Genomic DNA, 26,853 nt, shown 5'->3' with positions numbered 1-26,853 from the left:
AGCCCTCGCGGGCCCGATGATCTCGCTCGAGCCAATGCAACTCAAGCGAGGTCCGATATGGCGAAGATGCGAGCCATCGATGCTGCCGTGCGAATTCTGGAGAAGGAGGGCATCTCGACTGCCTTCGGCGTTCCCGGGGCCGCGATCAATCCGCTTTACTCGGCGCTGAAGAAGCGCGGCTCGATCCGCCATATCCTGGCGCGCCATGTCGAGGGTGCCTCGCACATGGCCGAGGGCTATACGCGGGCCAAGGCCGGCAATATCGGCGTCTGCATCGGCACCTCGGGGCCGGCCGGGACCGACATGATCACCGGGCTCTATTCCGCGATCGCTGATTCCATCCCGATCCTCTGCATCACCGGGCAGGCGCCGCGCGCGCGGCTCTACAAGGAGGATTTCCAAGCCGTCGACATCGAGTCGATCGCAAAGCCCGTGACCAAATGGGCGGTGACGGTGCGCGAGCCGGCGCTGGTGCCCCGCGTGTTCAGCCAGGCGTTTCACGTGATGCGCTCGGGAAGGCCCGGCCCGGTGCTGATCGACATGCCGCTCGACGTGCAGCTCGCCGAGATCGAGTTCGACGACGAGACCTATGAGCCATTGCCGGTCTACAAGCCGACCGCGACCCGCAAGCAGGTCGAGAAGGCGCTGGAGATGCTCAATGCGGCCGAACGGCCGCTGATCGTCGCGGGCGGCGGCGTGATCAATGCCGACGCCTCGGATCTGCTGGTGGAATTCGCCGAGATTGCCAACGTGCCGGTCGTGCCGACGCTGATGGGCTGGGGGGCCATCCCCGACGACCACGTGCTGATGGCCGGCATGGTCGGTCTTCAGACCAGTCACCGTTACGGCAATGCCACCATGCTCGAATCCGATTTCGTGCTCGGCATCGGCAATCGCTGGGCCAACCGCCACACCGGCTCGGTCGAGACCTACACCAAGGGGCGCACCTTCGTGCATGTCGACATCGAGCCGACGCAGATCGGGCGCGTGTTCAATCCCGATCTCGGCATCGTCTCGGACGCGAAGGCCGCTCTCGAACTCTTCGTCACCGTCGCCAGGGAGTGGCGCCGGTCCGGCAGGTTGCGCGAGCGCCAGGCGTGGCCCGCTGCCTGCCGCGACCGGAAGAAGACAATGTTGCGCAAGAGCCATTTCGATAACGTCCCGATCAAGCCCCAGCGCGTCTACGAGGAGATGACCAAGGCGTTTGGCCGTGACACCTGCTACGTCTCCGTGATCGGCCTGTCGCAGATCGCCGGCGCGCAGTTCCTGGGCGTCTACAAGCCGCGCAACTGGATCAATGCCGGGCAGGCGGGCCCGCTCGGCTGGACGCTACCCGCGGCGCTCGGCGTGCGCGCGGCGTGTCCGGATCGTGATATCGTCGCGCTCTCAGGCGACTACGATTTCCAATTCCTGATCGAGGAGCTCGCAGTTGGGGCGCAATTCAATCTGCCCTACATCCACGTCGTCGTGAACAATTCCTATCTCGGCCTGATCCGCCAAGCCCAGCGCGGCTTCGACATGGACTATCACGTCCAGCTCTCGTTCGAGAACATCAACGCGCCTGAGCTCGGCGGCTACGGTGTCGATCACGTCGCTGTCGCCGAAGGGCTCGGCTGCAAGGCGATCCGCGTCACCGACCCGAAGGACTCGCAGGCGGCGTTCGCGACCGCGCGCGAATGGATGGCCAAGCATCGCGTGCCTGTGATGGTCGAGTTCATCCTCGAACGCGTCACCAACATCGCGATGGGCACCGAGATCGACAACATCGTCGAGTTCGAGGAGGTGCTGGATCTGCCGCTCGACGAGGTCGCGACAGCGAGGACCGGCGTGCTGCAGCCGGCGGAATAGGGAGATAGCAACATGCCGAAATTCGCTGCGAACCTCACCATGCTCTTCAACGAAATGCCGTTCGTGGACCGCTTCGCCGGGGCCAAAGCGGCGGGCTTTTCCGGGGTCGAGTACCTCTTCCCCTATGATTTCGACAAGGCGCAGTTGCGCGAGCAGCTCGACAGCCATGGGCTGACGCAGGTGCTGCACAATCTGCCGGCCGGCAATTGGGCCGCGGGCGAGCGCGGCATCGCGATCCTGCCGGATCGCGTCAGCGAGTTCAGGGACGGCGTGTTTCGTGCCATCGACTATGCCAAGGCGCTCGATTGCGAGCAGCTCAACTGTCTCGTCGGCATCGCGCCCGTCGATGCCGATCCGCGTGAGCTCAACGAAACGCTGGTCGGGAACCTGCGCTTTGCGGCGTCGACCCTGGCGCGGGAGAACATCAAGCTTCTGGTCGAGCCGATCAACACGCTCGACATTCCCGGCTTCTTCCTGAACGGCACCGAGCAGGCCGTGCAGCTGATCTCCGAGGTGCGCTCGAACAATCTGTTCATCCAGTACGATATCTACCACATGCAGATCATGGAGGGCGACCTCGCCCGTACCATGCAGGAATATCTCCCGCAGATTGCGCACATCCAGCTCGCCGATAATCCCGGCCGCCACGAGCCCGGCACGGGCGAGATCAACTATCCCTTCCTGTTCCGCCATCTCGACGCGATCGGGTATCGCGGCTGGATCGGTTGCGAATACAAGCCGCGCACCACGACGCTGGACGGCCTGTCCTGGCACGCGGCGCAGACTTTCGAGACCTGAGGAAACTTTGACATGATCGACATCGGCTTTATCGGACTTGGCACCATGGGACGGCCGATGGCCGGTCATCTTCTGGCCGCAGGCCATCGCGTTCTCCTGCACGATGTCGGGCCGGTCGCACCCGAGCTGATCGCCGCCGGCGGCGTTGCCTGCAAGTCAAGCAAGGAGGTTGCGGAGGAAGCGGATGCGGTCATCATCATGGTGCCCGATACGCCGCATGTGGAGGCCGTGCTGTTTGGCAATGACGGCGTCGCGGGCGGCATTTCCAAGGGCAAGATCGTGGTCGACATGAGCTCGATCTCACCGCTGGCGACCAAGGAGTTTGCGAAGAAGATCGAGGCGCTCGGCGCGGATTATCTCGACGCACCGGTGTCAGGCGGGGAGGTCGGTGCCAAGGCGGCAAGCCTCACCATCATGGTCGGTGGCCCCGAGCGCGCCTTCAACAGCATGAAGCCGATCTTCGACAGGATGGGAAAGAACGTCACCCGCGTCGGCGCCAATGGCGACGGCCAGACGACGAAGGTCGCCAACCAGATCATCGTCGCGTTGACGATCGAGGCGGTCAGCGAAGCGCTGCTGTTCGCGTCGAAAGCCGGTGCGGATCCGGCACTGGTGCGGCAGGCCCTGATGGGCGGCTTTGCGTCGTCGCGGATTCTCGAAGTGCATGGCGAGCGCATGGTGAAGCGCAATTTCGATCCCGGTTTCCGCATCGAGCTGCACCAGAAGGATCTCAACCTCGCGCTTGAAGGCGCCCGCGCGCTCGGCCTGTCGCTGCCGAGCACGGCAGTGGCGCAGCAATTGTTCTCGTCTTGCACCGCACATGGCGGCAAGGGTTGGGATCACTCGGCAATGGTGCGTGCGCTGGAACTGATGGCGCGGCACGAGATCGCCGCAGCCTGAACTGTTACCAGGTAACAGTCTCCACTTGTAGTTCTGCCTAGATCCGGCGGGGAACCGGAACAATGATCCGGCCCCGCGGTTGAAGGCGCACAACAATCAGTGGAGACATAAGCACATGAAGACCCGTCTTGCGATTACGTTCGCTGCCGCGTCGCTGCTGGCGTCGAGTGCAGCCTTTGCCCAGTCGACGACCGAACAGGGCGCCAGGGACGGCGCTCGCGCGGGCGGCGACGTCGGCGGCCCGGTCGGAGCGATGGTCGGTGGTACCGTCGGTGCGGCGGTCGGCGCTGGTCTGGAAATCCCGAATGCGATCCTCGGCGGAATTCCGCGCGATGATTCCGTCGTGGTCCACGAGCGCGTCGTGGTCGGCGAGCCACTGCCGCCGACCGTGGTGCTGCGGCCCGTGCCGAACTACACCGAATATCGCTATGCGGTCGTGAACGATCGCCGCGTGATCGTGGAGCCGCGCACGCGCCGCGTCGTTAAGATCATCGACTGATCGACCGGAGCGTGAGCTTTGAAGAGACGGGCCCTGCGGAGCGTCACTCCGCGGGGCCTTGACTCGTCAGGGCCGAATTTGCGCGAAACCGCGTCATGGCCCAATCGGCGATGGCCGCCAGCGCGAAACCGATGCAGGTGGTGCCGGCATCGACCAGAAAGTCCTCCAGCCGCGCATGCCGTCCCGGTGCCCAGAATTGCATCAGTTCCAGCAGGCCGATCAGCACCACGGCGATCGCTGTGGCCGACAGGCGGCGGCGCGGATAGGCGAGGCCGAAGGCTACTCCCACCAGGACGAAGGCAAGGGCATGTTCGCCGTCCTGGCCAAGGTCGGAATGGGGCCGTAGGCCTGGCGGGCCGAGGGTTGCAAAGGCGACGGCGGCGGCAAGCAGCCAGGCAGAGGAGCGAAGCAAAATGGACATCCGCACCGCTTAGCACGGATTGCAGCAGCCTGCCGAGGCGCCAGGATCAGATCGCCGTGTAGTTAATGACGAACCGTTAAAGTGGCTCGCGCACGCCAAGGCCGTGCATGAAGCGTTCCCGGATTTGTACGGGATCGCGTCGGGTGGCGCCGACGCCGGGCTTGTCATCGATGCGGACGGCGATCAGGCTGGGCTCGCCGGCCGACATGGCTTCCTCGACCAGACGCTCGAAATCCGCCTCGTCCGCGGCCCAGGCGCTGTTGGCAAGCCCGGAGCCGGTTGCGATGGCGACGATGTCAGCCACGTTCGCGGCCGGTGTCGGCTGCGCGCCCGTGATCTGGTAGATGCCGTTGTCCATCACGATCATGATGAGGTTCTTCGGCTTCAACGCCGCGATCGTCGAGAGTGCGCCGAGCTGCATCAGCAGCGAGCCGTCGCCTTCGAGCGCAAAGACGCGCCGGTCCGGCTGCGCCAGCGCCACGCCCAGCGCGATCGGGAAGGCGAGCCCCATGCTGCCGAGCATGTAGAAATTTTGCGCACGGTGGCCGGCGGCCCAGAGGTCGAAATTGGTGTTGCCGATGCCGCCGATCACGGCTTCCTCGTGCTCGAGTTTCGCGATCAGGCGCGAGGTGACGTCGAAGCGGTTCATCACTTTGGTGTTGCGCACGTCTGTATTCATTTGGGCCGGACTCACTTGTCGAACACCTTGCCGCCCGTGAGCAGCGGGTTGAGGATCAGCGCGACTGGCGCCTGCGTCGTGATGGCCTGCTTGATCGAACGGTCGGCAATGAATTCGAGCTCGTCGAGCCGGGTGATGGTGTGATGCTCCAGCGCCAGCGAATCCAGCACCGGACGCATGGTGCGGCAGACCAGTGACTGGCCGTAGTTGAACTCGCCGAGCGTGCCGCGCTCGGACACGAACATGATAAGCGGAATCTGGTAGGGCACCGCGAGCGAGGCCAGCACGTTGGCGAGCGTCGCAAAGCCTGAGGTCTGCATCAGCACCGCACCGCGCCGTCCGCCCATCCAGGCGCCCGAGACGATGCCGACGGCCTCCTCCTCGCGGGCGGTGGCAAAGGTGGTGAAGAACTGATCGGCGTGCAGGTTCTTGATCAGCGGCGTCAGCACGCGGTCGGGCACGTAAGGGACGAGGCTGATCTCATTCCGCTTTAGGGTTTGCAGGATGATGCCGTGCCAGCTCTTGTCACTGGAGGTCTGTGCCGCCTCGGACGAGGTTTGTTGCTCCGCAATCGGCATTGCGTTCTCCCTTCGGCCGCGCATGCTTCTTGGTCTTTGCCATTGTCTTGGCCGTCGTCTTCCGTCGCGGCGGTCTGCCGAACTTGACGCAGGCAGCGGGATTGTCAACATGTCCGGACTGCACCGTGATCTGCGCCAGACGGCCTGCCGCAGCTGGTGCCGCCGTGTCATAAGCGGCAACAACAAGAGAACGGAGGAACGCATGACAGGAACGCGCGAAGCGCTGGCCCTGCGGATCTCCTGGAGAAAACCGGAAGGGTCCTGATGTCCGTCAACAGCAAGCGCGTCTTCTACGTCAAATATCTGGCCAATCCGATCTATATCGACATCCTGAAGGCGCGGCCCGACGTCCGGCTCGATCGCATCGAGAACGAGAGCCCCGAGGATTATTTCGCGCCGATCATCGAGGCGGCTCATGTCTACCAGATCGGCGCCGCCCGTGACGAACTGGCCCCGCACTTCCATGTCGATGCTGCCTTCCTGAAGCGCGCGCCGAACCTGCTGCTCGTCTCCAGCAACGGCGCGGGATTCGATCCTGTCGATGTCGAGGCTTGCACCGATGCCGGCGTGCTGGTCGTCAACCAGTCCGGCGGCAATGCCCACTCGGTCGCCGAGCATGCGCTGGCGATGATGCTGACGCTGTCCAAGCGCATCATCCAGTCCGACCGCAAGCTCCGCAGGGAGTCCAACGTCAACCGCAACGAACTCGTCGGCAACGAGATCGAGCACAAGACCGTCGGCATCATCGGCCTCGGCAATGTCGGTCGCCGCATCGCCGCGCTGTGCAAGGGCCTGTTCGGCATGAAGGTGCTGGCCTACGATCCGTACCTGACGGCCGAGGTGATGGCCGAGCGGGGCGGCGAGAAGGTCGAGCTCGACGAGCTGCTGCGCCGCGCCGATTTCGTCTCCATCTCCTGCCCGCTCGACAGGGGCAGCCGCAACATGATCAGCGTGCGCGAATTTGCGTTGATGCAGCCGCATGCGTACTTTATCACCACGGCGCGCGGCTTCATCCACGATGAGGATGCGCTGCTCCAGGCCTTGCGCGAGAAGCGCATTGCGGGCGCCGGTCTCGACGTCTGGTCCAAGGAGCCGCCGCCGCCGGAGCATCCGCTGCTCCAGCTCGACAACGTGCTGGCGAGCCCGCATACAGCGGGCGTCACGATCGAGGCGCGGCAGAACATGGGCCGCATCGCGGCCGAGCAGGTGCTGGATACGCTCGATGGCAAGCGGCCGCCGCGCATCATCAATCCGGAGGTCTGGCCACGCTATGTGGAGCGATTCAAGCAGGCGTTTGGTGTGATGCCGACGTAGTTGACAGTCGCTCTGTCCTTCCGGGGTGCGATGCTCCTGCTGCCCAATGTCCCGGTTAGAGCTACGCGCCACGGAACGATCGGCGGGGGGAACCGCGCCCGACTTTGATCCGTGTCAAAATCTCCCTCCCGGATTCCGCCTAAATGGGATAAGAGTGAGCGCCGCCGGGGCAGGCAGGAGGTCCCATGTCAACTTATGTGGTCAGGTTCATGAAGGACGTGCTCGGCCAGTACGGCCGGCAGATCGAGGTGTGCCAGGGCACGCTCGAGATCGACGCTTCCGACGAGGACGAAGCCAGAGAGCGGGCGAAGGCGAGGTTTTGCGAGGATCAGGCGTTGCACCACTGGTCGCTGCATGCCGACCGCATCCAAGTCAAACCGGCTGACTTTCCCTCGTGAGGCCTGGCGGCCGGGCGCCGTGAGGTGACGCCGGCGCCGAGAGGGGACTGCTGCACCGTCTCAGTCGAGCAGCTTGTCCAGTGTGATCGGAAATCGACGGATGCGTTTGCCGGTGGCGTGATAGACGGCGTTCGCGATCGCGGCGGGAACGCCGACGATGCCGATCTCGCCCAGCCCCTTGATGCCGAGCGCGTTGATGTGCGCGTCCGGCTCGTCGACGAAGATCACGTCGATGTCGTGAACATCGGCATTCACGGGAATATGGTACTCGGCGATGTTCGCGTTCATGATCCGCCCGAAGCGGTGATCCATCACCGTCTCCTCGTGCAGGGCCATCCCAATCCCCCAGACCACGCCGCCCATGATCTGGCTGCGGCCTGTCTTGGTGTTGAGAATCCGCCCGGCCGCGACGGCGCTCACGACCCGCGTCACGCGAATGACGTTTAGCTCTTCGTCCACCTTGACCTCGGCGAAGACGGCCGAGTGGGTGTTACGCGCGTGCTTCTTGTCCTCGCCGAATTGATTGAGCTTTTCCTTCTCGATGCGTTCGACGCCGCCGTGACGCATCGCGTCGGCGATCGAGACCGCGCGGCTGTTGTTGCTGGCGCTGGCAATGCTGCCGTCGGTCAGCACCGTATCGGCTAGCTCGGCGCCGGCGAGCGGCGAGCCTGGCATCTTCCCGGCCAGGCGTAACAGTTCCTTGCGCACTTCCTCGGCGGCTGCGAGCACCGCATGCGCGCTCGAAGCGGCCATCCAGGAGCCGCCCTCCACAGGCGCCTGCGGCAGACTGGAATCTGCGAGCCGGACGCTGATGTTCTCGATCGGCAGGCCGAGCGCATCGGCTGCGACCTGAGCCACAATGGTGTAGGTGCCGGTGCCGATGTCGGATGCGGCGCAGGACACCTCGGCATGTCCGTTCGACGTCAGCACGATACGGACGGCGACCGGCATCTGCAGTGCTTCCCACACACCCGTCGCCATGCCCCAGCCGATCAGATCCTTGCCGTCGCGCATCGAGCGCGGCGCAGGATCGCGTCTGCTCCAGCCGAAGGCGTCCGCGCCGCGCGCGTAGCATTCGCGCAACTGCTTGCTGGTGTAGGGCAGGTTTTCGCTCTGGTCGCGATCCGAGTAGCACTTCAGCCGCAATTCGATCGGGTCGAGCTTGAGTGCGACGGCGAGCTCGTCCATCGCGCATTCCAGCGCGCAGACGCCCGACGCAGCGCCCGGTGCGCGCATGTCGCAGGGGGTGGAGACGTCAAGGTGCACCAGCTTGTGGGAGAAGCGGCTGTTCGGGCTCTTGTAGAGCTGTTCGGCCCAGCCGGTATCGTTGCGGGCAAAATCCTCATAGCGCGAGGTGACGGCAATGGCCTCGTGCGTGACCGCGTCGAGGGCGCCATCGGATCTTGCGCCGAGCCCGACGCGCTCGATGGTCATCGGCCGGTAGCCGAGCCCGTACATCTGCTGCCGCGTCAGTACGACGCGAACGGACCGCTTCAGCGCGAGCGCGCCGAGTGTTGCCAACACCACCTGATATTGCGGCCGCAAGCCGGAGCCGAAGGCGCCGCCGACGTACGGCGAGACCACGCGAATGTCGTCCGGCTTCTTGTCGAACACGCTGCAGAGAAATTTGTGGACGTTCTGGACGCCTTGGGTCTTGTCGTAGATCGTGAGCTTGCCATTGCTGTCCCAGACCGCCGTGGTCGCATAGAGCTCCATCGGGTTGTGATGCTCGGTCGGTATCACGTAGTCCGCCTCGTGGCGCACATCAGCTCCCGCAAGGGCGGCTGCGGCGTCGCCCCGCGGTTTATGCGGCTCGTTCTTCTCGGCGGCGTTGCTGCGTTCGCCTTCGAGGTCGGTTGCAAAACCATGCTGCTCATATTCGACCCGCACGAGCGTCGCGGCGAATTTCGCGGTTTCCCAGTCCTCTGCGACGACAAGTGCGATCGGCTGGCCATTGAACTTGATCTTGTCATCATAAAGCGGACGGAAAGGCGAGCCTTCCTCGGGCGCCACCTCGTCCTTCCAGGCCTCGTCCTTGTCGGCCAGCGACGGACGGTTCGCATGCGTGAGCACGTCGAGCACGCCCTTGATCTGCAGCGCCGCATTGGTGTCGAGGCGGGCAATGCGCCCGCATGGAATGGTGGCCTCGACGACGAAGCCATGGAGGAGCTTGTCGGCCGGAAATTCGCCGGCGTATTTGGCGGCCCCGGTGACCTTGGCCCGGCCGTCGACACGCGACGTTGGCGTTCCGACATAAGCGTTCATGGGGTCCTCACGCGATCTTCTTGTGGGCCTGGGATTGCGGCGTGGCATTCGCCGCCTGCGTCAGTGCGCGCACGATGGCGCGGCGTGCGAGCTCGACCTTGAAGCCGTTATGTGAGCGGGCCGTTGCTCCCTGGAGCAAGAGATCCGCGGCGTGCGAGAAGTGATCGGGCGTCGCGGCCTGGCCGCGCAACGCCGCTTCGACTTCAAGGCTGCGCCAGGGCTTGTGCGCCACGCCGCCGATCGCCACGCGTGCCCCGCTGATCGCGTTGCCCTCCAACTCAAGCGCGGCGGCAACCGAGACCAGAGCAAAGGCATAAGACATCCGGTCGCGAATTTTCAGATAACTGTAGTTTTGAGCAAAGCCGCGCGGCGGAAGCTCAATCCCGGTGATGATCTCGCCGGTGCCGAGATTGGTATCGACATGAGGCTTGTCGCCGGGCAGCCGATGGAGATCGGTCAGAGCGATGGTGCGTTCGCCGGAGGGACCCGCGATGTGCACGAGCGCATCGAGCGCGGCGAGCGCCACGCTCATGTCGGATGGATTGGTCGCGATGCAGGCGGCGCTCGTGCCCAGGATCCCATGGTTGCGGTTCAGCCCGTCCATTGCCGAGCAGCCGCTGCCGGGATGTCGCTTGTTGCACGGCGTGGCCGTGTCATAGAAATAAGCGCAGCGCGTTCGTTGCATCAGATTGCCGCCGACCGATGCCATGTTGCGCAGTTGCGCCGAGGCGCCGGCCAGGATGGCGCTGGCGAGCAGGGGATAGCGCTGCTCGATCAATGGATGATAGGCGAGGTCCGAGTTCGGCACCAAGGCGCCGATGCGCAAGGACCCGTCGGGCGTCTCTTCGACCTTGCGGAGCGGCAGGCGGGAAATGTCGATCAGCCGGGAGGGGCGCTCGACATTCTCTTTCATCAGGTCGATCAGATTGGTGCCGCCGGCAATCAGTTTGGCGCCGGGACCGGCGGCGAGCAAGCGGATGGCGTCGGCGACATCAGTGGCTCGAGCGTACTGGAAGTTGTTCATGGCTGGCCCATTGCCTGCTGGATGGCGGCGACGATGTTTGGATAGGCGCCGCAGCGGCAAAGGTTTCCGCTCATCAGCTCCCGGATCTCGTCGGTATCTTTGGCACGGCCTTCGGCGAGCAGTCCGGCCGCCGAGCATATCTGTCCCGGCGTGCAATAGCCGCACTGGAAGGCGTCATGGTCGATGAACGCCTGTTGCAGGGGATGCAGCGCGCCATCCTTGGCAAGACCTTCGACAGTCGTGATCTCCGCGCCGTCCTTCATGACGGCGAGCGTGAGACAGGAATTGACGCGCCGGCCGTCCACCAGCACCGTGCAGGCGCCGCACTGACCATGGTCGCAGCCCTTCTTGGTGCCGCTCAGTGCAAGATGGTCCCGCAAGGCATCGAGCAATGTGGTCCATGGCACGAGATCGAGCGTGTGACTGACGCCGTTGACGACAAGATGGATCGGAATGCGTTCGGAAATCTGATGCGTGACATCGCCCATGTCCTGCTCCCTGCGACGGCGACCGTGCCGGACGTCAGCCGTGTTGACGCGGGGGCACGCCTCCGCCGGCCAATAGCGCCCAACGGACCACCGACCGGTTGGTTCCTTGCCAGCAGTTCGCCTTTCCGAGAGGTTGCGGTCAGCGCTTTGCTTCGCCGAACACCACATTCGGCACGGCGCGGTCGACAACTTCGCGCAGCGCGAAGCTCGATTGTACCCTCGCGACGCGCGGCAGGCGCGACAGCTCCATGCGGTGGATGCGCTCGAAATCCTGGATATCGCGGGCGAGCACGATCAGGATGTAGTCGTCGGTCCCCGACATCAGGAAGCAGCGCACGACGGACGGGCATTTCACCACCTCCGCCTCGAACGCCTTCAGCGCCTCATCGCTCTGGCTTTCCAGCGCGATACGGACCAGCACCGTGGTGGTGAGGCCGAACTGCGCGAGGTCGAGCGTGGCCTGATAGCCCTGGATATAGCCATCGTCTTGCAGCGCCTTCTGCCGCCGCGCGAGCGCGGTGCTTGATAGCCCGACCTTGTGCGCGAGCTCGGTGTGACTGGCCCGCGCGTTGGTCGTGAGCTCCGCGAGGATGGCGAGATCTTTCCTGTCGAGGGCCAAGGTTTCGTTTCCAGCGTGAAAGGGCGTTTGCGCGCCGGAAACCGGCGCAGGGAGGCCAAAGCTAGCGGATATTTGCACGAAACCAAACAGGGCACGTCGCTACGATCATGAGGTGAATCACAAGGAGGCCCGGGATGCGCGTCGGTGTGCCCAAGGAAATCAAAGTGCAGGAATATCGCGTCGGGCTCACCCCGGGTGCGGTCCGCGAATATGTCGCCGCGGGGCACGAGGTGACGGTCGAGACCGGTGCGGGCGGCGGCATCGGCGCCTCCGACGAAGACTACCGGCGGGCAGGGGCCACCATTGCCGAGAGCGCGCGCGACATCTTCGCGAAGTCCGACATGATCGTGAAGGTGAAGGAGCCGCAGACAAGCGAGTGGCCCCAGCTCCGCGAAGGCCAGATCCTGTTTACTTACCTTCATCTTGCGCCGGATCCCGAACAGGCCAGGGGTTTGCTCGCCTCCGGCTGTACTGCGATCGCCTATGAAACCGTCACCGACGCGGCCGGTCACCTCCCCCTGCTTGCGCCGATGAGCGAAGTCGCCGGCCGCCTCGCTATCGAGGCCGCCGGCGCCGCGCTCAAGCGCTCCGCTGGCGGTCGCGGGCTGCTGCTGGGCGGTGTCCCTGGCGTGCAGCCGGCGCGGGTCGTCGTGCTCGGCGGCGGCGTGGTGGGAACGCAAGCCGCGCGCATGGCCGCGGGCCTTGGCGCCGAAGTCACCGTGATCGACCGCTCCATTCCAAGGTTGCGGGAGCTTGATGATCTCTTTGTCGGACGCGTGCGCACCCGCTTCTCCACCATCGAGTCGGTCGAGGAGGAGGTGTTCGCCGCCGACGTCGTGATCGGCGCGGTACTGGTGCCGGGCGCGAGTGCGCCCAAGCTCGTCACGCGTGCGATGCTGACATCGATGCGCCCAGGCGCCGTGCTGGTCGACGTCGCGATCGATCAGGGCGGCTGCTTCGAGACCTCGCACCCGACCACGCATGCCGATCCGACCTATCTTGTCGACGGCATCGTGCATTATTGCGTGGCCAATATGCCCGGCGCGGTGCCGGTGACGTCGAGCCAGGCGCTGAACAACGCGACGCTGCCGTTCGGCTTGATGCTCGCGAACAAGGGTTTTGCTGCTGTGCTGGAAAATCCACATCTGCGCAACGGACTGAATGTGCATCGCGGCCGCATCACCAATAAGGCGGTGGCGGAGAGCCTCGGGCTGGAGTTTGCTCCGCTGGGGAGCGGACTGGCGGCGTAGCGTTGCTGCTCATGCTGGCTTGCGATGGCGTCTGCCGAGCGCGGCTTCGATCGTCTCAGGCTTCTCGATGCGTTCGATCAGCATGTCGATACGGTCGCCGCCCCAGAACAACTCGCCGTTGAACACCATGGTCGGCACGCCGAACACGCCGAGCGCTTCGGCCTCGTCGATGATACGGTCATGCTCGGCGCGGGCGGGGCCATGGACGTAGGCTTCGAACTCACTGGCCGAGCCACCGCAGGACGTGATGACGTCCGTGATTGCGGCGAGATCGTCGATCTCGAGCTCATGGCTCCAGAACCGACGAAACACCGTGTCGTGATACGGACGGAAGAAGCGGTGCTGTTGGGCGAACAGCATGCCGACGCTGGAATAGAACGCGTCGTAGATCCGCCGGGGCCCTTTCATGATGAGCCCTTGCGCATTGGCATAGCGCCGGGCGTCCATATAGGCGTAGCGCACCTTGCGCCAGAAATGCGGCGTGCGCTGTTCCACGGTCCCCATGAATTCGGCAACGCGCAGCGTATAGGGCAGCCATTCGAGCTCGACGCCGTGCGTCTCCTGCAGTTCGAATAGGCGCTTGTTGGCCACGAACGCGTAGGGGCTCTTGTAGTCGGTGTAGACGCGCACGCGGGGGTTTGGCATTGGCAGATTCCTTTCATACGCGCGGCGCTACCTACTCGCCGTGGCGCCGGTGCTCAAATAGGCCGGAAGAAGAAAACTATTGCCCCGGGTCCGTCCGGCGGAAGGAGTTTCCTCTTCGGGAGGCAAAAAAGCCAATCGCTTCCATTGCTGTTTGGGGCCGAAACGACGACATTTCCATCAGAAATTGATGGATTGACTGCTATGGAACGCACCAGGTTTGAGCCTTTCGGCGAGCAATTGGTGTCCGCAACGGACACCCAGCCGCGCTCGCGCGGGTCAAAGCTGCTGCTGCGGGTCGGCACCGGGCTGTTCTGGTCGCTGGTCGCCGGTATCGTGCTGGCGCGCGCGGCCTTCTTCGAGCCCGGCGTCTATGACGGCTTCAGCCGCGTCGCCTCGCTGGCCAAGAGCCTGATCTTCTAAGGCGCGCCTGATCTTCCAACGGGCGCCTGATCTTCCGAGCCAGATTATTCCGGATTGAGGATAGAACTTCCCTCGGCCCTGATATGTCGAAAACTTATTCCCCAATCGGATGGCGCTGCGTATAAATCCTTCTCCTTGGGGAGAGATTTGTGTCGCAGAATCAAGCATCCAGCCCGGCCGACGCCAAGCGGACCACGGCCATCAGCCGCATCGTCGCGCTGATTCCCGGGATCCTCCTCTGCATCGCCGTGGCCGGCGTTTCGGCCCTGCTCGAACGGGCGGAATTGGGCATCTTCCAACATCCCTATGTCGAGGCGCTGGTGATGGCGATCTTGCTCGGCATGGCTGTGCGCAGCTTTTGGAAGCCCGCGCCGCGCTGGCAGTCCGGCATCGCCTTCAGCGCCAAGCAGCTGCTCGAAGTCGCCGTCATGCTGCTGGGGGCCTCGATCAGCTTCGCTGCTATCGCGGCGTCCGGCGTCGCGCTGTTGGCCTCGATCGCGGCCGTCGTTGTGGTCGCGCTCTGCGTTTCCTTCGGCATCAGCCGGCTGCTTGGTCTCTCGACGCGGCTCTCGATCCTGATCGCCTGCGGAAACTCGATCTGCGGCAATTCGGCGATTGCAGCGGTGGCGCCGATCATCGGCGCCAACAATGACGAGATCGCATCCTCCATCTCCTTCACCGCGATCCTCGGCGTGATGATGGTGCTCGGCCTGCCGCTGCTGATTCCGCTGCTGCAGCTATCGGCTACGCAATACGGCATCCTTGCAGGCCTCACTGTCTATGCCGTGCCGCAGGTGCTGGCTGCGACGGTGCCGGCGGGACTCGTCTCGACGCAGATCGGCACGCTCGTCAAGCTGATGCGCGTGCTGATGCTCGGGCCGGTGGTCGTCGGCCTCTCGCTGACGGCGTCGCGCTGGCACAGCGATGCCAAGAAGACCAATGTCGGCTTCTTCCGCCTGGTCCCGTGGTTCATCCTCGGCTTCCTTGCGCTGGCGACCTTGCGCTCGCTCGAGATCGTGCCGTCCACGGTGATTGCCCCGATCACGCGGATCACGGGTTTTCTCACGGTGGTATCGATGGCCGCGCTTGGCCTCGGCGTCGATGTGAAGGTGCTTGCCAATGTCGGGGGACGGGTGACGGCGGCCGTGACCTTGTCGCTACTGCTGCTGCTCGGCATTAGCATCGCGCTGGTGCACTGGTTCAAGTAAGGCAAGCTGCTGCGCATACTCCACTTCCTTCTCCCACAAGGGGAGAAGGAAGTCAGCGCGCAAGTCGAAGATCCCTAAATCACATCCGCGAGCGAATGCCCGTGCAGCTCGATGTTCAGCCCCTGCATGCCCATGTCGTTGAGCTCGCCGCCCATCGCCTTGATGCTCTCCTCGCGGATCAGCGACATCAGTCCGCGGCGCAATGCCAGGAATTCCGACGACATCATCATCGACTGCTGCCGCGGCCGCTCCAGCGGGATCGGAATCTCCGCCTTGATCGAGCCGGGGCGTGCGGTCATGCAGTAGACACGGTCGGACAGGAAGATCGCCTCGTCGATGTCGTGGGTGACGAACAGCACCGAGATCTTCAGCCGCTGCCACATGTTGGTGAGGATCTGCTGCATGATGACCCGGGTCTGCGCGTCGAGCGCGCCGAAGGGTTCGTCGAGCAGCAACACTTTGGGTCCCGTCGCGAGCGCGCGGACGATGCCAACGCGCTGCTTCATGCCACCTGAGAGTTTCTCGGGGTAATGCTTTTCGAAGGCTTCGAGGCCCGCGAGTCCCAGCAGCGTGCGGGCGGCGCGCTCGCGCTGCGAGCGCGGCATGCCGCGCATCTTCAGGCCGAACTCGACGTTCTCCCGCACGGTCTTCCAGGGAAACAGCGAATATTGCTGAAACACCATGCCGCGCTCCGCGCTGGGGCCGTTCACCTTCTCGCCGTCGACGGTGACGATGCCCGTGGTCGGCTTGAGGAAGCCGGCAACCGCGTTGAGCAGCGTCGACTTTCCGCAGCCGGAGGGCCCGACGATCGAGACGAACTCGCCAGGCTTCACATGAATCTGCGTATCGGCGACGGCTTCGACCGGCCCCTCGATGCTGTCGTAGCTGAGGGAGAAGTTCTTGACCTCGATATGGCCCTGCGGTGCCTTGACAACGATCTCACTCATCTTGACCTCCACGGCATCACCAATTGTCCGGCGCCTCGGATCAACATGCTCGATCCGAGGCCAAGCACGCCGATCGCGATCATGCCGAGCGCGATGTCGGCATACTGGACCAGCGAATAGGCCTCCCAGGTGAAATAGCCGATGCCGTACTGTCCGGAGATCATCTCGGCAGCGATCAGCGACACCCAGGCCACGCCCATGCCGACGGTGAGGCCGGTGAAGATGTGCGGGAGCGAGGCCGGAAAATACACATCGCGGAAGATCGAGCGCTCCCGCGCGCCGAGACATTGCGCGGCACGCACCAGCACGGGATCGACCAGCGACATGCCGTGCAGCGTGTTGACCAGGATCGGGAAGAACGATCCGAGGAACGTGATGTAGACGATGCTCTGCTCGTTGGTCGGCCACAGCATGATCGCCATCGGCACCCAGGCGATCGCCGGGATCGGCCGCAGCACCTCCGCCACGGGAAAGATGATCTCGTGGACGAGCTTGAAGCGGCCCATGATCAGGCCGAGCGGCACCGCGACGATCGCCGCGAGCGAGAAACCGAAGAAGATGCGGCGGCAGCTCAAGAGGACGTGCAGCAGGAATTTCGGATCGTGGATCGCCTTGGTGAAGCTCGCATAGACCGCGAGCGGCGAGGGCACGTTGGTGAAGCGCACGAAGAACACGACGCGATAGGTTGTCAGCAGATGCCAGACCAGCAAGAAGGCGAGCAGCGAGATGATGCCGATCGCGGTCGCGCGCAGCCCGCCCCGGTTGAGCCGGTACCAGCGCAGTGCGAGCGTGCCGAAGGAGGGTGGAGACGCGGGTGGCGTGGAGGCGGGCATGGCGCTTGCCTCCGCGATTGCACTTGCCGGCATGCTGTCCTCGGAATGTCTGAGGAGGGCGGGACTGCTCACGTCTTGCCCCCGCCGACCGCCGCCTTCACCGCGTCGTCGAAGCCGAGCACCTTGCCGCTGATCTTGGCGGCATAGGCTTCGGCGTCCTTCTTCAGCAGGAACGGCGCAACCTCACCATTGCCGACCGCGAAGAAAGCCTGGTCTGCGAACAGCTTGATGCCGCGGGTGGTATCGAAGACGTAGGCGACGTTGATCTTCCTGCCCTTGGCCTTGTAGTCGGCATAGGCGCCGAGCGTGCAGCTGGCTGACGAGAAGGGCACGATGCCTGAATCGTCGACCCAGACCTCGCCGGCCTTGCGCGGATCGGCGATCGGTTTCTTGCAGAAGGAATCGTCGCCGGAGATCTCGTAGTTCTTGGTGCTCGCAAGCTGCGCGTCATAGTCGAGCTTCATCTCGGCATAGGCTTTGCGGATGTAGCTGTCATCGACCCATTTCTTCGGGTCGAACTCCTTCATCCGGCCGAGGTTCTGCAGCACCTTGACGTCGGCCGTGGCAGCGTCGATCAGCGCCGGCTTGATCGAGGGATCGGTCGTCATGTTGCCGCTGGGGCCGAGAAAGATATAGACGACCTCCTTGCTGATGCCGGTCCATTCCTGGATCTTCTCGGCGGCGAGCTTGGGATCGTCGCGCAGCCATTGATTGGCGGCGATCACCGCCTTGAAGTAGGCGACGACGACTTCGGGATATTTTTCGGCGAAATCGGTTCGCACCACGATGCCGTGGAAAGTCGGGAGATTGGTCTCGACGCCGTCGAAGATCTTTCGCGCAAAACCGCGGAACGGCAGCAACTCGGCGAACGGAACGAAGTCGGCATGCGCGTCGATCTTCTTCTCCTGGAGATTGGTCGAGCCGACCTCCGGACTCTGGCTCACCAGCTGGAAGAAATCCGATGCATAGCCGCGGTCCTGCATCGCCTTCAACACCATGCCGTGTGCGGCCGAGCCGAACGGCACGCTCACGAGCTTGCCCTTGAGATCGGCGAGATCGTAGTAGGGCGAATCCTTGTGAACGACGATGCCGTTGCCGGAGCCCGACAGGCTGTAGGCGGCGATGCCGATCAGCCGGCTCTTGCTCTCGGGATTGCTGTCAAAAGTGAAGCCGTTCACGATCAGCGGATAGTCGCCCATCATGCCGATCTGCAGCTTGTTGGCCATCATCGCGTTGGTGACGGGCGGGCCGGAGGTGAAGTTCTGCCACTCCAGCTCGAACTTGATGTTGGCGTATTTGCCGTCCTTCGGCAGATATTTTTCGAGGAGATGGAGCTGGCGGATGACGACGCCGGCGGTCACCGTGTTGGTCGTGGTGTCCTGCGTTCCGATGCCCAGCGTGACGGTTTCCGCCGCGGCCGGCTGCGCGAGGAGAAGCGCCAGCGACGTCACCGACATCGCGATCGAGAGCGTGGGAAGATGGCGGACCATTCTCATCCTCATTCGGTTGGATGTGCTGTGGTTGCCATGATTGGGTGAGGGCGTGGGCAGGGCAAATCCGGAATGAGCGCCACAGTCGATTAGTTGCCGGGAAAAGTTGATTGCATACTCCTTGGGCAGTCCTGCACTATTAAGCCGCTTGCATGGGCACCGGCCCTGGTCGCAAGCTCGGTCAGTCGGCCGCCTGCCCTCGCATCTCTTCCAGCACGTCGGACCGGCAGACCACGATCTGGGAGCGCTTGGTCAGCACGATTCCCTTTTCCTGCATGCGCTTCAGGCTGATCGTGACCCATTGCCTGGTGGCACCGACCATGTGGGCGATATCGGCATGGGTGAAGGCGGCCGCGATCACCCGGCCGTCGGCGTCATCGACGCCATAGAGGTCGACGAGATGCAGCAACAGATGCGCAAGGCGCTGTGTGATCGAGCGCGTTCCCAACATCTGGGCCAGCGCCGAATAGCACTTGCCCTTGAAGGTCAGGCCTTCGATCAGGCCGATCGCGAGGTTCGGGATCTCGACCGCAAGGGATCGTAGCTCCTTTCCGGGCAGATGCACCACGCTGCAATTGCTGGATGCAACGCCGGACCATTGATGCACGGTGCCTTCGAACACTTCCGGCCCGCCGACGAAATTGCCGACATGCCAATAGGCCAGCGTGATCTCGCGGCCGAGCGGAGAGGTGTAGAACACCCGGATCCGGCCGCTCTCGATCAGCCAGATACCGTCATGCTTGCCACCCTGGCTGAACAGCGTCTGGCCACGGTTGAGCACTTTTCGGCGGCCCTGCTTCAGCACCAGCTCCCGCTCGCGCTGGCTGAGCTTGTCCATCAAGGGCGGCGGTCCGCCGATCCATTGCTGGTTCTCGGTGAGCAGCAGCGAGGAACCGCCGGTAGGCCGGACCGTTGCGGGAACCGTCCCGCGAACCACATTGGCCGCCGCCTGCAACATCATCTGCCTCCGGAACGTTCAAACCGTTCTAAAGAGGAGCAATGTCCGTGCCAGATTCACTCCGCTGTCATCGCCCGGCTTGACCGGGCGATCCAGTATTCCAGAGACGTCAATGGGCTATCGAGAAGCCGCGGCGTACTGGATTCCCGCCTTCGCGGGGAATGACAGCGAAGCTTGGAAGACGACCTGTGGCGTCTACCGCCCCACCAGGCTCAGCAAATACGGCTTCGGGTAAATCCCCCGATTGTGCCCATCCGAAAACGAGATGTTCAGCCCGTAACCGAGATCGCCGATCTCGGTGATCGCGATGCCTGGAAACCGCTCGGGAAAGCGGCCGTCGAAGCGGGCGCGGGTGCAGTGGGCGCATTTGCAGGAGAGGCGGAGCGTTTCCGCCGCCAAGTCCAGCGTGTCGTCCTGAGCGGTGCGGACGCGGAGCGTCGCGAGGTCGGCGCTTGCTTCGTAATCTGCCACGGTCGGTCCCACCAAGGTCATGACGTGTCTCCGACCCTTCTCTACCTTGCCGCAGCACTGCCGCGATAGCAACTAATTGCCAGGCGCAGGGTGCGCGGCGCTGATCGTCGCTGCCTGCTGTTCGATCATCGCCCACGAAATGTGAAACTAATCGACCGGCAATTTCAGTTCGGCGTTGCCGGATTCCTGTCTCTCCGAAACCTTGTGCGCAATCGAGATCAGGAGAGACAATGAGCGCATTTCAGAAGGAAACGGTTTTGTCGGTCAGGCACTGGACCGACAGCCTGTTCAGCTTCACCGCGACGCGCGATCCGGGCTTCCGCTTCCAGAACGGCCAGTTCGCGATGATCGGGCTGGAAGTCGAGGGCAAGCCGTTGCTGCGAGCTTACAGCATGGCGAGCGCCAATCACGAGGAGGCGCTCGAGTTCTTCTCGATCAAGGTGCAGGACGGTCCGCTGACCTCGCGCCTCCAGAAAATCAGGGAAGGCGACGTCATCCTGGTCGGCCGCAAGGCCACGGGCACGCTGATCACCGGCAATCTCATTCCCGGCAAACGCCTGTTGCTGCTCTCGACCGGAACGGGACTCGCGCCGTTCGCCAGCCTGATCAAGGACCCCGACGTCTACGAGAATTACGAGACCATCGTGCTCGCCCATGGCTGCCGCCAGGTCTCCGAACTCTCCTATGGTGAGCACCTCGTCGAAGGCCTGCGCAGTCACGAGTTCTTTGGACCGCTGATCGGCGACAAGCTCGTCTACTATCCCACAGTCACCCGCGAGCCGTTCAGGAACCGCGGACGCATCACCGACCTGATCGCGTCGAACCAGCTCTTCGAAGACATCGGTCTGTCAGGCCTCGATATCGAGACCGACCGCATCATGCTGTGCGGCAGCCCGGCGATGCTGGAGGAACTTCCCGCGATGCTCTCTGGGCGCGGGTTTGCCGAGGGCAATCACAGCAGGCCCGGCCATTTCGTGATCGAAAAGGCCTTTGTCGAGCGCTGAGGCGCAAATCGCAGCCCCGCGACAACTAATTGCTATCGCCGGGACGCCTGCTGAACAAATCTGATGCAAAGGCGCCGGACCTGCCGGCGAACCAGGAGCAAGCGATGTCACTAGATCAGATCGTCGACGGACTTTCGGAGGTTTCCTGCGACGTGCTCGTCATCGGCGGCGGCACGGCGGGCCCGATGGCGGCGTTAAAGGCGAAGCTGAAGAATCCGAAGGCCAATGTCGTGCTGCTCGAGAAGGCCAACGTCAAGCGCTCCGGAGCGATCTCGATGGGCATGGACGGCTTGAACAACGCCGTCATTCCCGGCTACGCGACGCCGGAGCAGTACACCAAGGAAATCACCATCGCCAATGACGGTATCGTCGATCAGAAGGCGGTCTACAAATACGCGCAGAACTGCTACTCGATCATCGAGGAGCTCGACAGTTTCGGCATCCGCTTCCTGAAGAACGAGAACGGCGACTACGCTGTCAAGAAGGTGCATCATATCGGCACCTACGTACTGCCGATGCCGAACGGCGAGACCGTGAAGAAGGCGCTGTATCGCCAGCTCCGCCGCGCCCGCATCCTGATCTCCAACCGCTACATGGCGACGCGGCTGCTCAAATCCGCCGACGGCCGCATTGCCGGCGCGATAAGCGTCAATACCCGCACCGCCGAGATGCTGGTGATCAAGGCCAAGGCCGTCATCCTGTGCATGGGCGCCGCCGGCCGTCTCGGCCTGCCGACCTCGGGCTACATGTTCGGCACCTACGAGAACGCGGCCAATTCCGGCGACGGCTATTCCATGGCCTATCACGCCGGTGCAGCACTGGCGAACCTCGAATGCTATCAGATCAATCCGCTAATCAAGGACTATAACGGCCCGGCCTGCGCCTACGTCGCCGGTCCCTTCGGCGCCTTCACCGCCAACAACGAGGGATCGCGCTTCATCGAATGCGATTACTGGTCCGGCCAGATGATGCTGGAGTTCTACAACGAGCTGTTGTCCGGGAAGGGCCCGGTGTTTCTCCAGCTCAAGCATCTTCACCCCGACACCATCTCGGAGATCGAATCGACGCTGCACAAGGTCGAACGTCCCACGCGCGGCCTGTTCCAGCAGGGGCGCGGGGTCGACTACCGCAGCGAGTCGATCGAGATGCACATCTCCGAGATCGGCTTCTGCTCCGGTCACAGCGCGTCGGGCGTGTTCGTCGACGACAACGCGCGCACCACCGTCCCGGGCCTCTATGCCGCCGGCGACATGGCGAGCGTGCCGCACAACTACATGCTCGGGGCCTTCACCAACGGTTCGGTCGCCGGCGTCGACGCGATGGAGTTTGCGGACAATCACGACTTCGCGGAATTCGACGCGGCTGAGGTCGCCCGCGAACGTGACCGCGTCATGGCGCCGACCAAACGCGAGGACGGTATTCCGCCGAACCAGATCGAGTACAAGACGCGGCGTCTCGTCAATGACTATCTCCAGCCGCCGAAAGTCACGCGCAAATACGAGCTCGGCATGCGCCGGCTCGCTGAAGCGAGGGAAGACATGCAGGAGCGCATGATCGCGCGCAATGCGCACGAACTGCTCCGCGCGCTCGAAGTCCAGTCGATCATGGATTGCGCGGACATGGCTGTGCATGCCTCGCTCTACCGCGAAGAAAGCCGTTGGGGCCTCTATCACTGGCGGACGGATTTCCCGGAGAAGGACAACGAAAACTGGTTCTGCCACACGCTGCTGAGTAAGCAGGACGGCAAGATGACCAGCGAGAAGCGTGCCGTGGAGCCCTATATCGTACCGATCGCCGACGATGAGAAGGATCTCTACGACAAGCAGCGCATCCGCGCGACAGCCTGACCCGCCGCACAAATACAGGAGACATACGATGCCTCTCGCTTCCTATCAGACATCGGTTCCGGTGGTCGTCGATGACGCCAAATGCATCGCGGACAAGGGCTGCACGGTGTGCGTCGATGTCTGTCCGCTCGACGTACTGCGTATCAGCGATATGACCAACAAGGCCTACATGGCCTATGACGAATGCTGGTACTGCATGCCCTGCGAGGCGGATTGCCCGACCGGCGCCGTCACCGTCAACATTCCTTATCTCCTGAGGTAGCCATGTCGAGCCCGTTCGAATCCTACGACGATCTCGAAGACGCCGACGAGCGGCTCCAGGCTGCCGATCCAGGGGAGCGCCGCGTCGCGATCATCGTGCTCGGCCATTCCGGCGATCCCGCCGCCGTCGGCCATCTCGCCAAAATGGTCGGCGATCCTGATGCCGGCGTCCGCCAGCAGGTCGCGATGGCGCTCGGCGAGTTCGACGGGCCGGAGGCCGCGGCTGCGCTGGTGAAGCTGCTCGTCGATCCTGAACGAATCGTTGCGTCCGCCGCGGCCGACAGCATGGCGGAGTTCAAGGATCCGGCTTGCGCCGAGATCATCCTGCCGCTGGTCAAGCATGCCCACGCCTTCGTCCGCATGGGCGCGTTGCGTGCGCTGAAGGAGCTGCGCTGCAAGGACACACTGAAACCGGCGCTGGAAGCGCTCCAGGATTCCGATGCCGCCGTGCGGGTGCAGGCGATCGGCGTGATCGGGTTCCTCAAGCTGGAGGAATCAATTCCGGCGCTGACCGCGCTGATCAACGATCCCGACGCGCATGTGCGCCGTGCCGCCGTCAGCGCGCTCGCCTTCTCGCAGATGAAGCCCGCGGCCGAGATGATCACGCGCGCGTTGAAGGATTCGGACTGGATGGTGCGGGAGATGGCCGCGGAAACGCTGGGCCTCAACGTCAACGGATCGATTGCCGCCGACCAGCTCATCGCTTCGCTCAGTGACGAGTTCTGGCAGGTGCGGCTGAAGGCAATCCGCAGCCTTGGCCGGATGAAGATCGAGCGCGCGGTGCGCCCGATCGGCAACTGCGTGAACCATGAGCAGGCCAATCTGCGGAAAGAGGCGGCGGCTGCGCTTGGCGAGATCGCCCACCACGACGGCGAAGCGTTCCTTGCCGTCATCGCCGACGATCCCGATCCCGAGGTGCGCAAGAACGCGCGCTGGGCGCTTCAGCAGATTGCGGCCCGAAAAGCGCGGGCGGGGGCATAGAAGCGCGGCGGGCTGCCGCGCTGGACTTCCCGTCCCAGACGTTTATTGGTCTTCGCCAATGTGATAGGCCTCCGCGAGCGAGGCCGATCCGAAAAGAGCGAGGATACGCCCATGACGACATTGACGGTAAAGGACCTTCTTCCCGAGGACGGCACGCGGGGAACGCTCGTCGGCCGCGTCTGGCTGCCGCAGGCGAATGGCCCGGCCGTGGTCGCCGTGCGCGGGGATGGTGTGTTCGACGTCACCGCAAAATTCCCGACCGTCAGCGCACTCTGCGAGGAAGACAATCCGGCGAAGGCGCTTGCCGCGACCAAGGGCGAGCGCATCGGCGATCTCGAGGCCATCGTCGCCAACACGCCTCCCGATCAGCGCGATCCGAAAAAGCCGTGGTTGCTTGCGCCCGTCGATCTCCAGACGCTGAAGGCGGCCGGCGTCACCTTTGCCATCTCGATGCTGGAGCGCGTGATCGAGGAGCGGGCAAAGGGCAATCCGGCCTCGGCCGAAGCGATCCGGAAGGAAGTGACCCGGCTGATCGGCGACGATCTGTCGAAGCTCAAGCCGGGCTCGGACAAGGCGATGCACCTGAAGCAGGTGCTGATCGACCAGAACGCCTGGAGCCAATATCTCGAGGTCGGCATTGGCCCCGATGCCGAGGTCTTCACCAAGGCGCCGACCTTGTCTTCGGTCGGCACCGGCATGGATGCGGGGCTGCATCCGAAGTCGACCTGGAACAACCCCGAGCCGGAGCTGGTGCTGTTCGTCTCGAGCCGCGGCACGATCGTCGGTGGCGCCCTCGGCAACGACGTCAATCTGCGCGACTTCGAGGGCCGCTCGGCACTGCTGTTGTCGAAGGCCAAAGACAACAACGCCTCGTGCTCCATCGGCCCGCTGCTGCGCCTGTTCGACGACAGCTTTACCCTCGACGACGCCCGCAAGCTCGACATCAGCCTGAACGTCAAGGGGCAGGACGGTTTCGTCCTCGACGGCCATTCCTCGATCAGCATGATCAGCCGCGATCCGACCGATCTGGTCGAGCAGACCATCGGCAAGGTGCACCAATATCCCGATGGCTTCGTGCTGTTCCTCGGGACCATGTTCGCGCCGGTTAAGGATCGCGACGCGCCGGGACAGGGGTTCACCCACAAACGCGACGACATCGTCACGATCTCGGCGCCCCAGCTCGGCAAACTCGTCAACCGCATGCGGGCCAGCGACGAATGCGAGCCCTGGACGTTCGGCATCGGCGCGCTGATGAAGAATCTCGCGCAGCGCAAGCTGATCTAGCTCACTGCACGCCGGATGTGGGGGACTCTCCACGAGTCGCTTTGCCTCGATCGACGCAGAAACTCTCTCCCCACCGTCATTGCGAGCGCAGCGAAGCAATCCAGAATCCCTCCCCGGAAAGACTCAGGATTGCTTCGCTGCGCTCGCGGTGATGGGGGGAGGGGTTGCGGGTTCGCCTTTCACCATCCTCCTAGACAGTGTCCTCGCCCCAACTGCCGCATCATTTCGTTCATCTCCGCGTTGCATCCGTGGAATAAAATCGCGCTGCGCGTGACATAGAAGTCGCTCATCCGCTCGCGCGCGCTTTCCCCCTCAATAGTCAAATAATATGACTAGTCGGAACCAAACTTCCGTGAAATAGTCCCTCCCGCCACCTCAAAGGCCGGCCTGTGGGTGCGATGCTACCAATCGGCGCCCCCGGATAACATGTTGGGAGACACGCCTGATGATCGTCAAAGCCCTCTTTGCGGCCAGCGCGACGGCCGCGTTGCTGCTCGCGCTGCCGGCGAATGCCGCCGAGCTCACCATTGGCTTCTCGCAGATCGGATCGGAATCCGGCTGGCGCGCGGCCGAGACCTCGGTCTCCAAGCAGGAGGCCACCAAGCGCAAGGTCAATCTCAAGATCGCCGACGCGCAGCAGAAGCAGGAGAACCAGATCAAGGCGATCCGCTCCTTCATCGCGCAGAATGTCGATGCGATCTTCCTCGCGCCCGTCGTCTCAACCGGCTGGGACTCGGTGCTGAAGGAAGCCAAGGAGGCCAAGATCCCGGTCGTGCTGCTCGACCGCGACATCGATCCCTCCGGGAAGGAGCTCTATCTCACCGCCGTGACCTCCGACAGCGTGCACGAAGGCGAGGTCGCCGGCGACTGGCTGGCCAAGACCGTCGGGTCCAAGGCCTGCAACATCGTCGAATTGCAGGGCACCGTCGGCGCCAGCGTCGCCGCCAACCGCAAGAAGGGTTTTGACACCGCCATCGCCAAGCATGCGAACCTGAAGGTGGTGCGCAGCCAGACCGGAGACTTCACCCGAGCCAAGGGCAAGGAAGTGATGGAAAGCTTCATCAAGGCCGAAGGCGGCAAGTCGATCTGCGCGGTCTATGCGCATAACGACGACATGATGGTCGGCGCGATCCAGGCGATGAAGGAGGCCGGCCTCAAGCCCGGCAAGGAGATCCTCACCGTCTCGATCGATGCGGTCCCCGACATCTTCAAGGCGATGGTCGCCGGCGAAGCCAATGCCACGGTCGAGCTGACGCCGAACATGGCTGGCCCCGCGCTCGATGCCATCGCGGCCTTCAAGGACAAGGGCACCGTTCCGCCGAAATGGATCCAGACGGAATCCAAGCTCTACACGCCCACCGATGATCCGCAGAAGATCTACGACAGCAAGAAGGGCCTCGGTTACTGAGGCGGGTGCGTTGCC

At 63.6% G+C, this 26,853-nt stretch carries 28 protein-coding genes; 15 read left to right on the top strand and 13 right to left on the bottom strand.

Translation table 11 applies throughout. The features are described from left to right. The first annotated feature begins 57 nt into the window (after positions 1-57). From gcl to BcanWU425_RS26505, 4 genes are all read left to right on the top strand, one after another. A complete protein-coding gene (gene gcl, locus BcanWU425_RS26520) occupies positions 58-1,848 on the top strand; it encodes a glyoxylate carboligase (RefSeq protein WP_204510728.1) in 1,791 nt (596 codons plus the stop codon). Between the two features lie 12 nt (positions 1,849-1,860). Beyond that, positions 1,861-2,646 (top strand): hydroxypyruvate isomerase, encoded by a 786-nt coding sequence (gene hyi / locus BcanWU425_RS26515; RefSeq protein WP_204510729.1) that lies wholly within the window; start codon positions 1,861-1,863, stop codon positions 2,644-2,646. Positions 2,647-2,658: 12 nt separating this feature from the next. Beyond that, positions 2,659-3,546 carry a 2-hydroxy-3-oxopropionate reductase gene (locus BcanWU425_RS26510; protein WP_204510730.1) on the top strand — a complete coding sequence of 296 codons (888 nt, stop codon included), beginning with the start codon at positions 2,659-2,661 and terminating at the stop codon, positions 3,544-3,546. A gap of 115 nt (positions 3,547-3,661) precedes the next feature. Continuing rightward, a complete protein-coding gene (locus BcanWU425_RS26505; RefSeq protein WP_085352324.1) occupies positions 3,662-4,045 on the top strand; it encodes a DUF1236 domain-containing protein in 384 nt (127 codons plus the stop codon). 43 nt (positions 4,046-4,088) lie between these two features. Here BcanWU425_RS26505 and BcanWU425_RS26500 read toward each other — a convergent pair whose 3' ends face one another. The 3 genes from BcanWU425_RS26500 to BcanWU425_RS26490 form a co-directional block, all read right to left on the bottom strand. Further along, positions 4,089-4,466, bottom strand: a complete 378-nt coding sequence (locus BcanWU425_RS26500) for a VanZ family protein (protein WP_085395512.1) — start codon at positions 4,464-4,466, stop codon at positions 4,089-4,091. Between the two features lie 76 nt (positions 4,467-4,542). Beyond that, positions 4,543-5,145 (bottom strand): thiamine pyrophosphate-dependent enzyme, encoded by a 603-nt coding sequence (locus BcanWU425_RS26495; RefSeq protein WP_018458596.1) that lies wholly within the window; start codon positions 5,143-5,145, stop codon positions 4,543-4,545. Between the two features lie 11 nt (positions 5,146-5,156). Next, the gene (locus BcanWU425_RS26490; protein WP_204510731.1) at positions 5,157-5,723 is read right to left on the bottom strand and encodes a thiamine pyrophosphate-binding protein; all 567 of its coding nucleotides are present in this window, start codon (positions 5,721-5,723) and stop codon (positions 5,157-5,159) included. A gap of 264 nt (positions 5,724-5,987) precedes the next feature. Between BcanWU425_RS26490 and BcanWU425_RS26485 the strand changes: the two genes are divergently transcribed. Next, the gene (locus tag BcanWU425_RS26485) at positions 5,988-7,037 is read left to right on the top strand and encodes a hydroxyacid dehydrogenase (protein ID WP_204510732.1); all 1,050 of its coding nucleotides are present in this window, start codon (positions 5,988-5,990) and stop codon (positions 7,035-7,037) included. A gap of 185 nt (positions 7,038-7,222) precedes the next feature. After that, positions 7,223-7,435 carry a hypothetical protein gene (locus BcanWU425_RS26480; protein WP_204510733.1) on the top strand — a complete coding sequence of 71 codons (213 nt, stop codon included), beginning with the start codon at positions 7,223-7,225 and terminating at the stop codon, positions 7,433-7,435. A gap of 60 nt (positions 7,436-7,495) precedes the next feature. On the opposite strand, the gene BcanWU425_RS26475 is transcribed toward BcanWU425_RS26480, so the two are convergent. The 4 genes from BcanWU425_RS26475 to BcanWU425_RS26460 all read right to left on the bottom strand — a co-directional run bounded on the left by BcanWU425_RS26475 (position 7,496) and on the right by BcanWU425_RS26460 (position 11,831). Continuing rightward, positions 7,496-9,700 carry a xanthine dehydrogenase family protein molybdopterin-binding subunit gene (locus tag BcanWU425_RS26475; RefSeq protein WP_204510734.1) on the bottom strand — a complete coding sequence of 735 codons (2,205 nt, stop codon included), beginning with the start codon at positions 9,698-9,700 and terminating at the stop codon, positions 7,496-7,498. 7 nt (positions 9,701-9,707) lie between these two features. Next, positions 9,708-10,724 (bottom strand): FAD binding domain-containing protein, encoded by a 1,017-nt coding sequence (locus BcanWU425_RS26470; RefSeq protein ID WP_204510735.1) that lies wholly within the window; start codon positions 10,722-10,724, stop codon positions 9,708-9,710. Next, on the bottom strand, positions 10,721-11,212 hold the full coding sequence (locus BcanWU425_RS26465; protein WP_018458602.1) for a (2Fe-2S)-binding protein: 492 nt from the start codon (positions 11,210-11,212) through the stop codon (positions 10,721-10,723). Before BcanWU425_RS26465 ends, BcanWU425_RS26470 begins: the two co-directional genes overlap by 4 nt. Positions 11,213-11,351: 139 nt before the next feature. Then, positions 11,352-11,831 (bottom strand): Lrp/AsnC family transcriptional regulator, encoded by a 480-nt coding sequence (locus tag BcanWU425_RS26460; protein ID WP_018458603.1) that lies wholly within the window; start codon positions 11,829-11,831, stop codon positions 11,352-11,354. Between the two features lie 134 nt (positions 11,832-11,965). Here BcanWU425_RS26460 and ald point away from each other — a divergent pair, with 134 nt between their 5' ends. Then, positions 11,966-13,081, top strand: a complete 1,116-nt coding sequence (gene ald / locus BcanWU425_RS26455; protein ID WP_085362406.1) for an alanine dehydrogenase — start codon at positions 11,966-11,968, stop codon at positions 13,079-13,081. A 9-nt stretch (positions 13,082-13,090) separates the two neighbouring features. On the opposite strand, the gene BcanWU425_RS26450 is transcribed toward ald, so the two are convergent. Next, the gene (locus BcanWU425_RS26450; RefSeq protein WP_204510736.1) at positions 13,091-13,726 is read right to left on the bottom strand and encodes a 2-hydroxychromene-2-carboxylate isomerase; all 636 of its coding nucleotides are present in this window, start codon (positions 13,724-13,726) and stop codon (positions 13,091-13,093) included. A 240-nt stretch (positions 13,727-13,966) separates the two neighbouring features. Here BcanWU425_RS26450 and BcanWU425_RS26445 point away from each other — a divergent pair, with 240 nt between their 5' ends. Both BcanWU425_RS26445 and BcanWU425_RS26440 read left to right on the top strand, forming a co-directional pair. Beyond that, positions 13,967-14,146 (top strand): hypothetical protein, encoded by a 180-nt coding sequence (locus tag BcanWU425_RS26445; protein WP_231171117.1) that lies wholly within the window; start codon positions 13,967-13,969, stop codon positions 14,144-14,146. A gap of 149 nt (positions 14,147-14,295) precedes the next feature. Continuing rightward, on the top strand, positions 14,296-15,354 hold the full coding sequence (locus BcanWU425_RS26440) for a YeiH family protein (protein WP_018458606.1): 1,059 nt from the start codon (positions 14,296-14,298) through the stop codon (positions 15,352-15,354). Positions 15,355-15,428: 74 nt separating this feature from the next. Here BcanWU425_RS26440 and BcanWU425_RS26435 read toward each other — a convergent pair whose 3' ends face one another. The 5 genes from BcanWU425_RS26435 to BcanWU425_RS26415 form a co-directional block, all read right to left on the bottom strand. After that, entirely contained in the window at positions 15,429-16,301 is an 873-nt protein-coding gene (locus BcanWU425_RS26435; RefSeq protein ID WP_026233618.1) for an ABC transporter ATP-binding protein, read from the bottom strand. Beyond that, positions 16,298-17,206, bottom strand: coding sequence for an ABC transporter permease (locus BcanWU425_RS26430; RefSeq protein ID WP_085352332.1), 909 nt, complete (start codon positions 17,204-17,206; stop codon positions 16,298-16,300). Before BcanWU425_RS26430 ends, BcanWU425_RS26435 begins: the two co-directional genes overlap by 4 nt. After that, positions 17,203-18,624, bottom strand: a complete 1,422-nt coding sequence (locus BcanWU425_RS26425; protein ID WP_204510737.1) for an ABC transporter substrate-binding protein — start codon at positions 18,622-18,624, stop codon at positions 17,203-17,205. The genes BcanWU425_RS26430 and BcanWU425_RS26425 overlap by 4 nt, the downstream gene beginning before the upstream one ends. A gap of 181 nt (positions 18,625-18,805) precedes the next feature. After that, positions 18,806-19,585 carry a Crp/Fnr family transcriptional regulator gene (locus BcanWU425_RS26420; RefSeq protein WP_018458610.1) on the bottom strand — a complete coding sequence of 260 codons (780 nt, stop codon included), beginning with the start codon at positions 19,583-19,585 and terminating at the stop codon, positions 18,806-18,808. Between the two features lie 192 nt (positions 19,586-19,777). Next, positions 19,778-20,074, bottom strand: coding sequence for a gamma-butyrobetaine hydroxylase-like domain-containing protein (locus BcanWU425_RS26415; RefSeq protein WP_018458611.1), 297 nt, complete (start codon positions 20,072-20,074; stop codon positions 19,778-19,780). A 209-nt stretch (positions 20,075-20,283) separates the two neighbouring features. Here BcanWU425_RS26415 and BcanWU425_RS26410 point away from each other — a divergent pair, with 209 nt between their 5' ends. From BcanWU425_RS26410 to ytfQ, 6 genes are all read left to right on the top strand, one after another. Continuing rightward, entirely contained in the window at positions 20,284-21,057 is a 774-nt protein-coding gene (locus BcanWU425_RS26410; RefSeq protein WP_204510738.1) for a ferredoxin--NADP reductase, read from the top strand. A gap of 104 nt (positions 21,058-21,161) precedes the next feature. Further along, complete coding sequence (locus BcanWU425_RS26405; RefSeq protein ID WP_026233620.1) at positions 21,162-22,904, top strand: fumarate reductase/succinate dehydrogenase flavoprotein subunit; 1,743 nt, start codon at positions 21,162-21,164, stop codon at positions 22,902-22,904. A 28-nt stretch (positions 22,905-22,932) separates the two neighbouring features. Then, complete coding sequence (locus BcanWU425_RS26400) at positions 22,933-23,166, top strand: 4Fe-4S dicluster domain-containing protein (RefSeq protein WP_007593252.1); 234 nt, start codon at positions 22,933-22,935, stop codon at positions 23,164-23,166. Positions 23,167-23,168: 2 nt separating this feature from the next. Beyond that, positions 23,169-24,146 (top strand): HEAT repeat domain-containing protein, encoded by a 978-nt coding sequence (locus BcanWU425_RS26395; protein WP_204510739.1) that lies wholly within the window; start codon positions 23,169-23,171, stop codon positions 24,144-24,146. A gap of 111 nt (positions 24,147-24,257) precedes the next feature. Then, entirely contained in the window at positions 24,258-25,430 is a 1,173-nt protein-coding gene (locus tag BcanWU425_RS26390) for a fumarylacetoacetate hydrolase family protein (protein WP_026233621.1), read from the top strand. A 445-nt stretch (positions 25,431-25,875) separates the two neighbouring features. Continuing rightward, positions 25,876-26,838 (top strand): galactofuranose ABC transporter, galactofuranose-binding protein YtfQ, encoded by a 963-nt coding sequence (gene ytfQ, locus BcanWU425_RS26385; RefSeq protein ID WP_204510740.1) that lies wholly within the window; start codon positions 25,876-25,878, stop codon positions 26,836-26,838. Positions 26,839-26,853 lie beyond the last annotated feature (15 nt).

Origin of the sequence: Bradyrhizobium sp. WU425 (genome assembly GCF_021052305.1) — a bacterium.
Lineage (GTDB): Bacteria > Pseudomonadota > Alphaproteobacteria > Rhizobiales > Xanthobacteraceae > Bradyrhizobium > Bradyrhizobium canariense_D.
Note: the sequence above shows the minus strand (reverse complement) of the source record. Positions and strands in the feature narration are given on the sequence as shown.

Bases quoted from the DNA above. Each gene is read 5' to 3' on its own strand.
- gcl (WP_204510728.1), top strand. From the start codon at position 58: ATGGCGAAGATGCGAGCCATCGATGCTGCCGTGCGAATTCTGGAGAAG.
- hyi (WP_204510729.1), top strand. From the start codon at position 1,861: ATGCCGAAATTCGCTGCGAACCTCACCATGCTCTTCAACGAAATGCCG.
- BcanWU425_RS26510 (WP_204510730.1), top strand. From the start codon at position 2,659: ATGATCGACATCGGCTTTATCGGACTTGGCACCATGGGACGGCCGATG.
- BcanWU425_RS26505 (WP_085352324.1), top strand. From the start codon at position 3,662: ATGAAGACCCGTCTTGCGATTACGTTCGCTGCCGCGTCGCTGCTGGCG.
- BcanWU425_RS26500 (WP_085395512.1), bottom strand. From the start codon at position 4,466: ATGTCCATTTTGCTTCGCTCCTCTGCCTGGCTGCTTGCCGCCGCCGTC.
- BcanWU425_RS26495 (WP_018458596.1), bottom strand. From the start codon at position 5,145: ATGAATACAGACGTGCGCAACACCAAAGTGATGAACCGCTTCGACGTC.
- BcanWU425_RS26490 (WP_204510731.1), bottom strand. From the start codon at position 5,723: ATGCCGATTGCGGAGCAACAAACCTCGTCCGAGGCGGCACAGACCTCC.
- BcanWU425_RS26485 (WP_204510732.1), top strand. From the start codon at position 5,988: ATGTCCGTCAACAGCAAGCGCGTCTTCTACGTCAAATATCTGGCCAAT.
- BcanWU425_RS26480 (WP_204510733.1), top strand. From the start codon at position 7,223: ATGTCAACTTATGTGGTCAGGTTCATGAAGGACGTGCTCGGCCAGTAC.
- BcanWU425_RS26475 (WP_204510734.1), bottom strand. From the start codon at position 9,700: ATGAACGCTTATGTCGGAACGCCAACGTCGCGTGTCGACGGCCGGGCC.
- BcanWU425_RS26470 (WP_204510735.1), bottom strand. From the start codon at position 10,724: ATGAACAACTTCCAGTACGCTCGAGCCACTGATGTCGCCGACGCCATC.
- BcanWU425_RS26465 (WP_018458602.1), bottom strand. From the start codon at position 11,212: ATGGGCGATGTCACGCATCAGATTTCCGAACGCATTCCGATCCATCTT.
- ald (WP_085362406.1), top strand. From the start codon at position 11,966: ATGCGCGTCGGTGTGCCCAAGGAAATCAAAGTGCAGGAATATCGCGTC.
- BcanWU425_RS26450 (WP_204510736.1), bottom strand. From the start codon at position 13,726: ATGCCAAACCCCCGCGTGCGCGTCTACACCGACTACAAGAGCCCCTAC.
- BcanWU425_RS26435 (WP_026233618.1), bottom strand. From the start codon at position 16,301: ATGAGTGAGATCGTTGTCAAGGCACCGCAGGGCCATATCGAGGTCAAG.
- BcanWU425_RS26425 (WP_204510737.1), bottom strand. From the start codon at position 18,624: ATGGTCCGCCATCTTCCCACGCTCTCGATCGCGATGTCGGTGACGTCG.
- BcanWU425_RS26420 (WP_018458610.1), bottom strand. From the start codon at position 19,585: ATGATGTTGCAGGCGGCGGCCAATGTGGTTCGCGGGACGGTTCCCGCA.
- BcanWU425_RS26415 (WP_018458611.1), bottom strand. From the start codon at position 20,074: ATGACCTTGGTGGGACCGACCGTGGCAGATTACGAAGCAAGCGCCGAC.
- BcanWU425_RS26410 (WP_204510738.1), top strand. From the start codon at position 20,284: ATGAGCGCATTTCAGAAGGAAACGGTTTTGTCGGTCAGGCACTGGACC.
- BcanWU425_RS26405 (WP_026233620.1), top strand. From the start codon at position 21,162: ATGTCACTAGATCAGATCGTCGACGGACTTTCGGAGGTTTCCTGCGAC.
- BcanWU425_RS26400 (WP_007593252.1), top strand. From the start codon at position 22,933: ATGCCTCTCGCTTCCTATCAGACATCGGTTCCGGTGGTCGTCGATGAC.
- BcanWU425_RS26395 (WP_204510739.1), top strand. From the start codon at position 23,169: ATGTCGAGCCCGTTCGAATCCTACGACGATCTCGAAGACGCCGACGAG.
- BcanWU425_RS26390 (WP_026233621.1), top strand. From the start codon at position 24,258: ATGACGACATTGACGGTAAAGGACCTTCTTCCCGAGGACGGCACGCGG.
- ytfQ (WP_204510740.1), top strand. From the start codon at position 25,876: ATGATCGTCAAAGCCCTCTTTGCGGCCAGCGCGACGGCCGCGTTGCTG.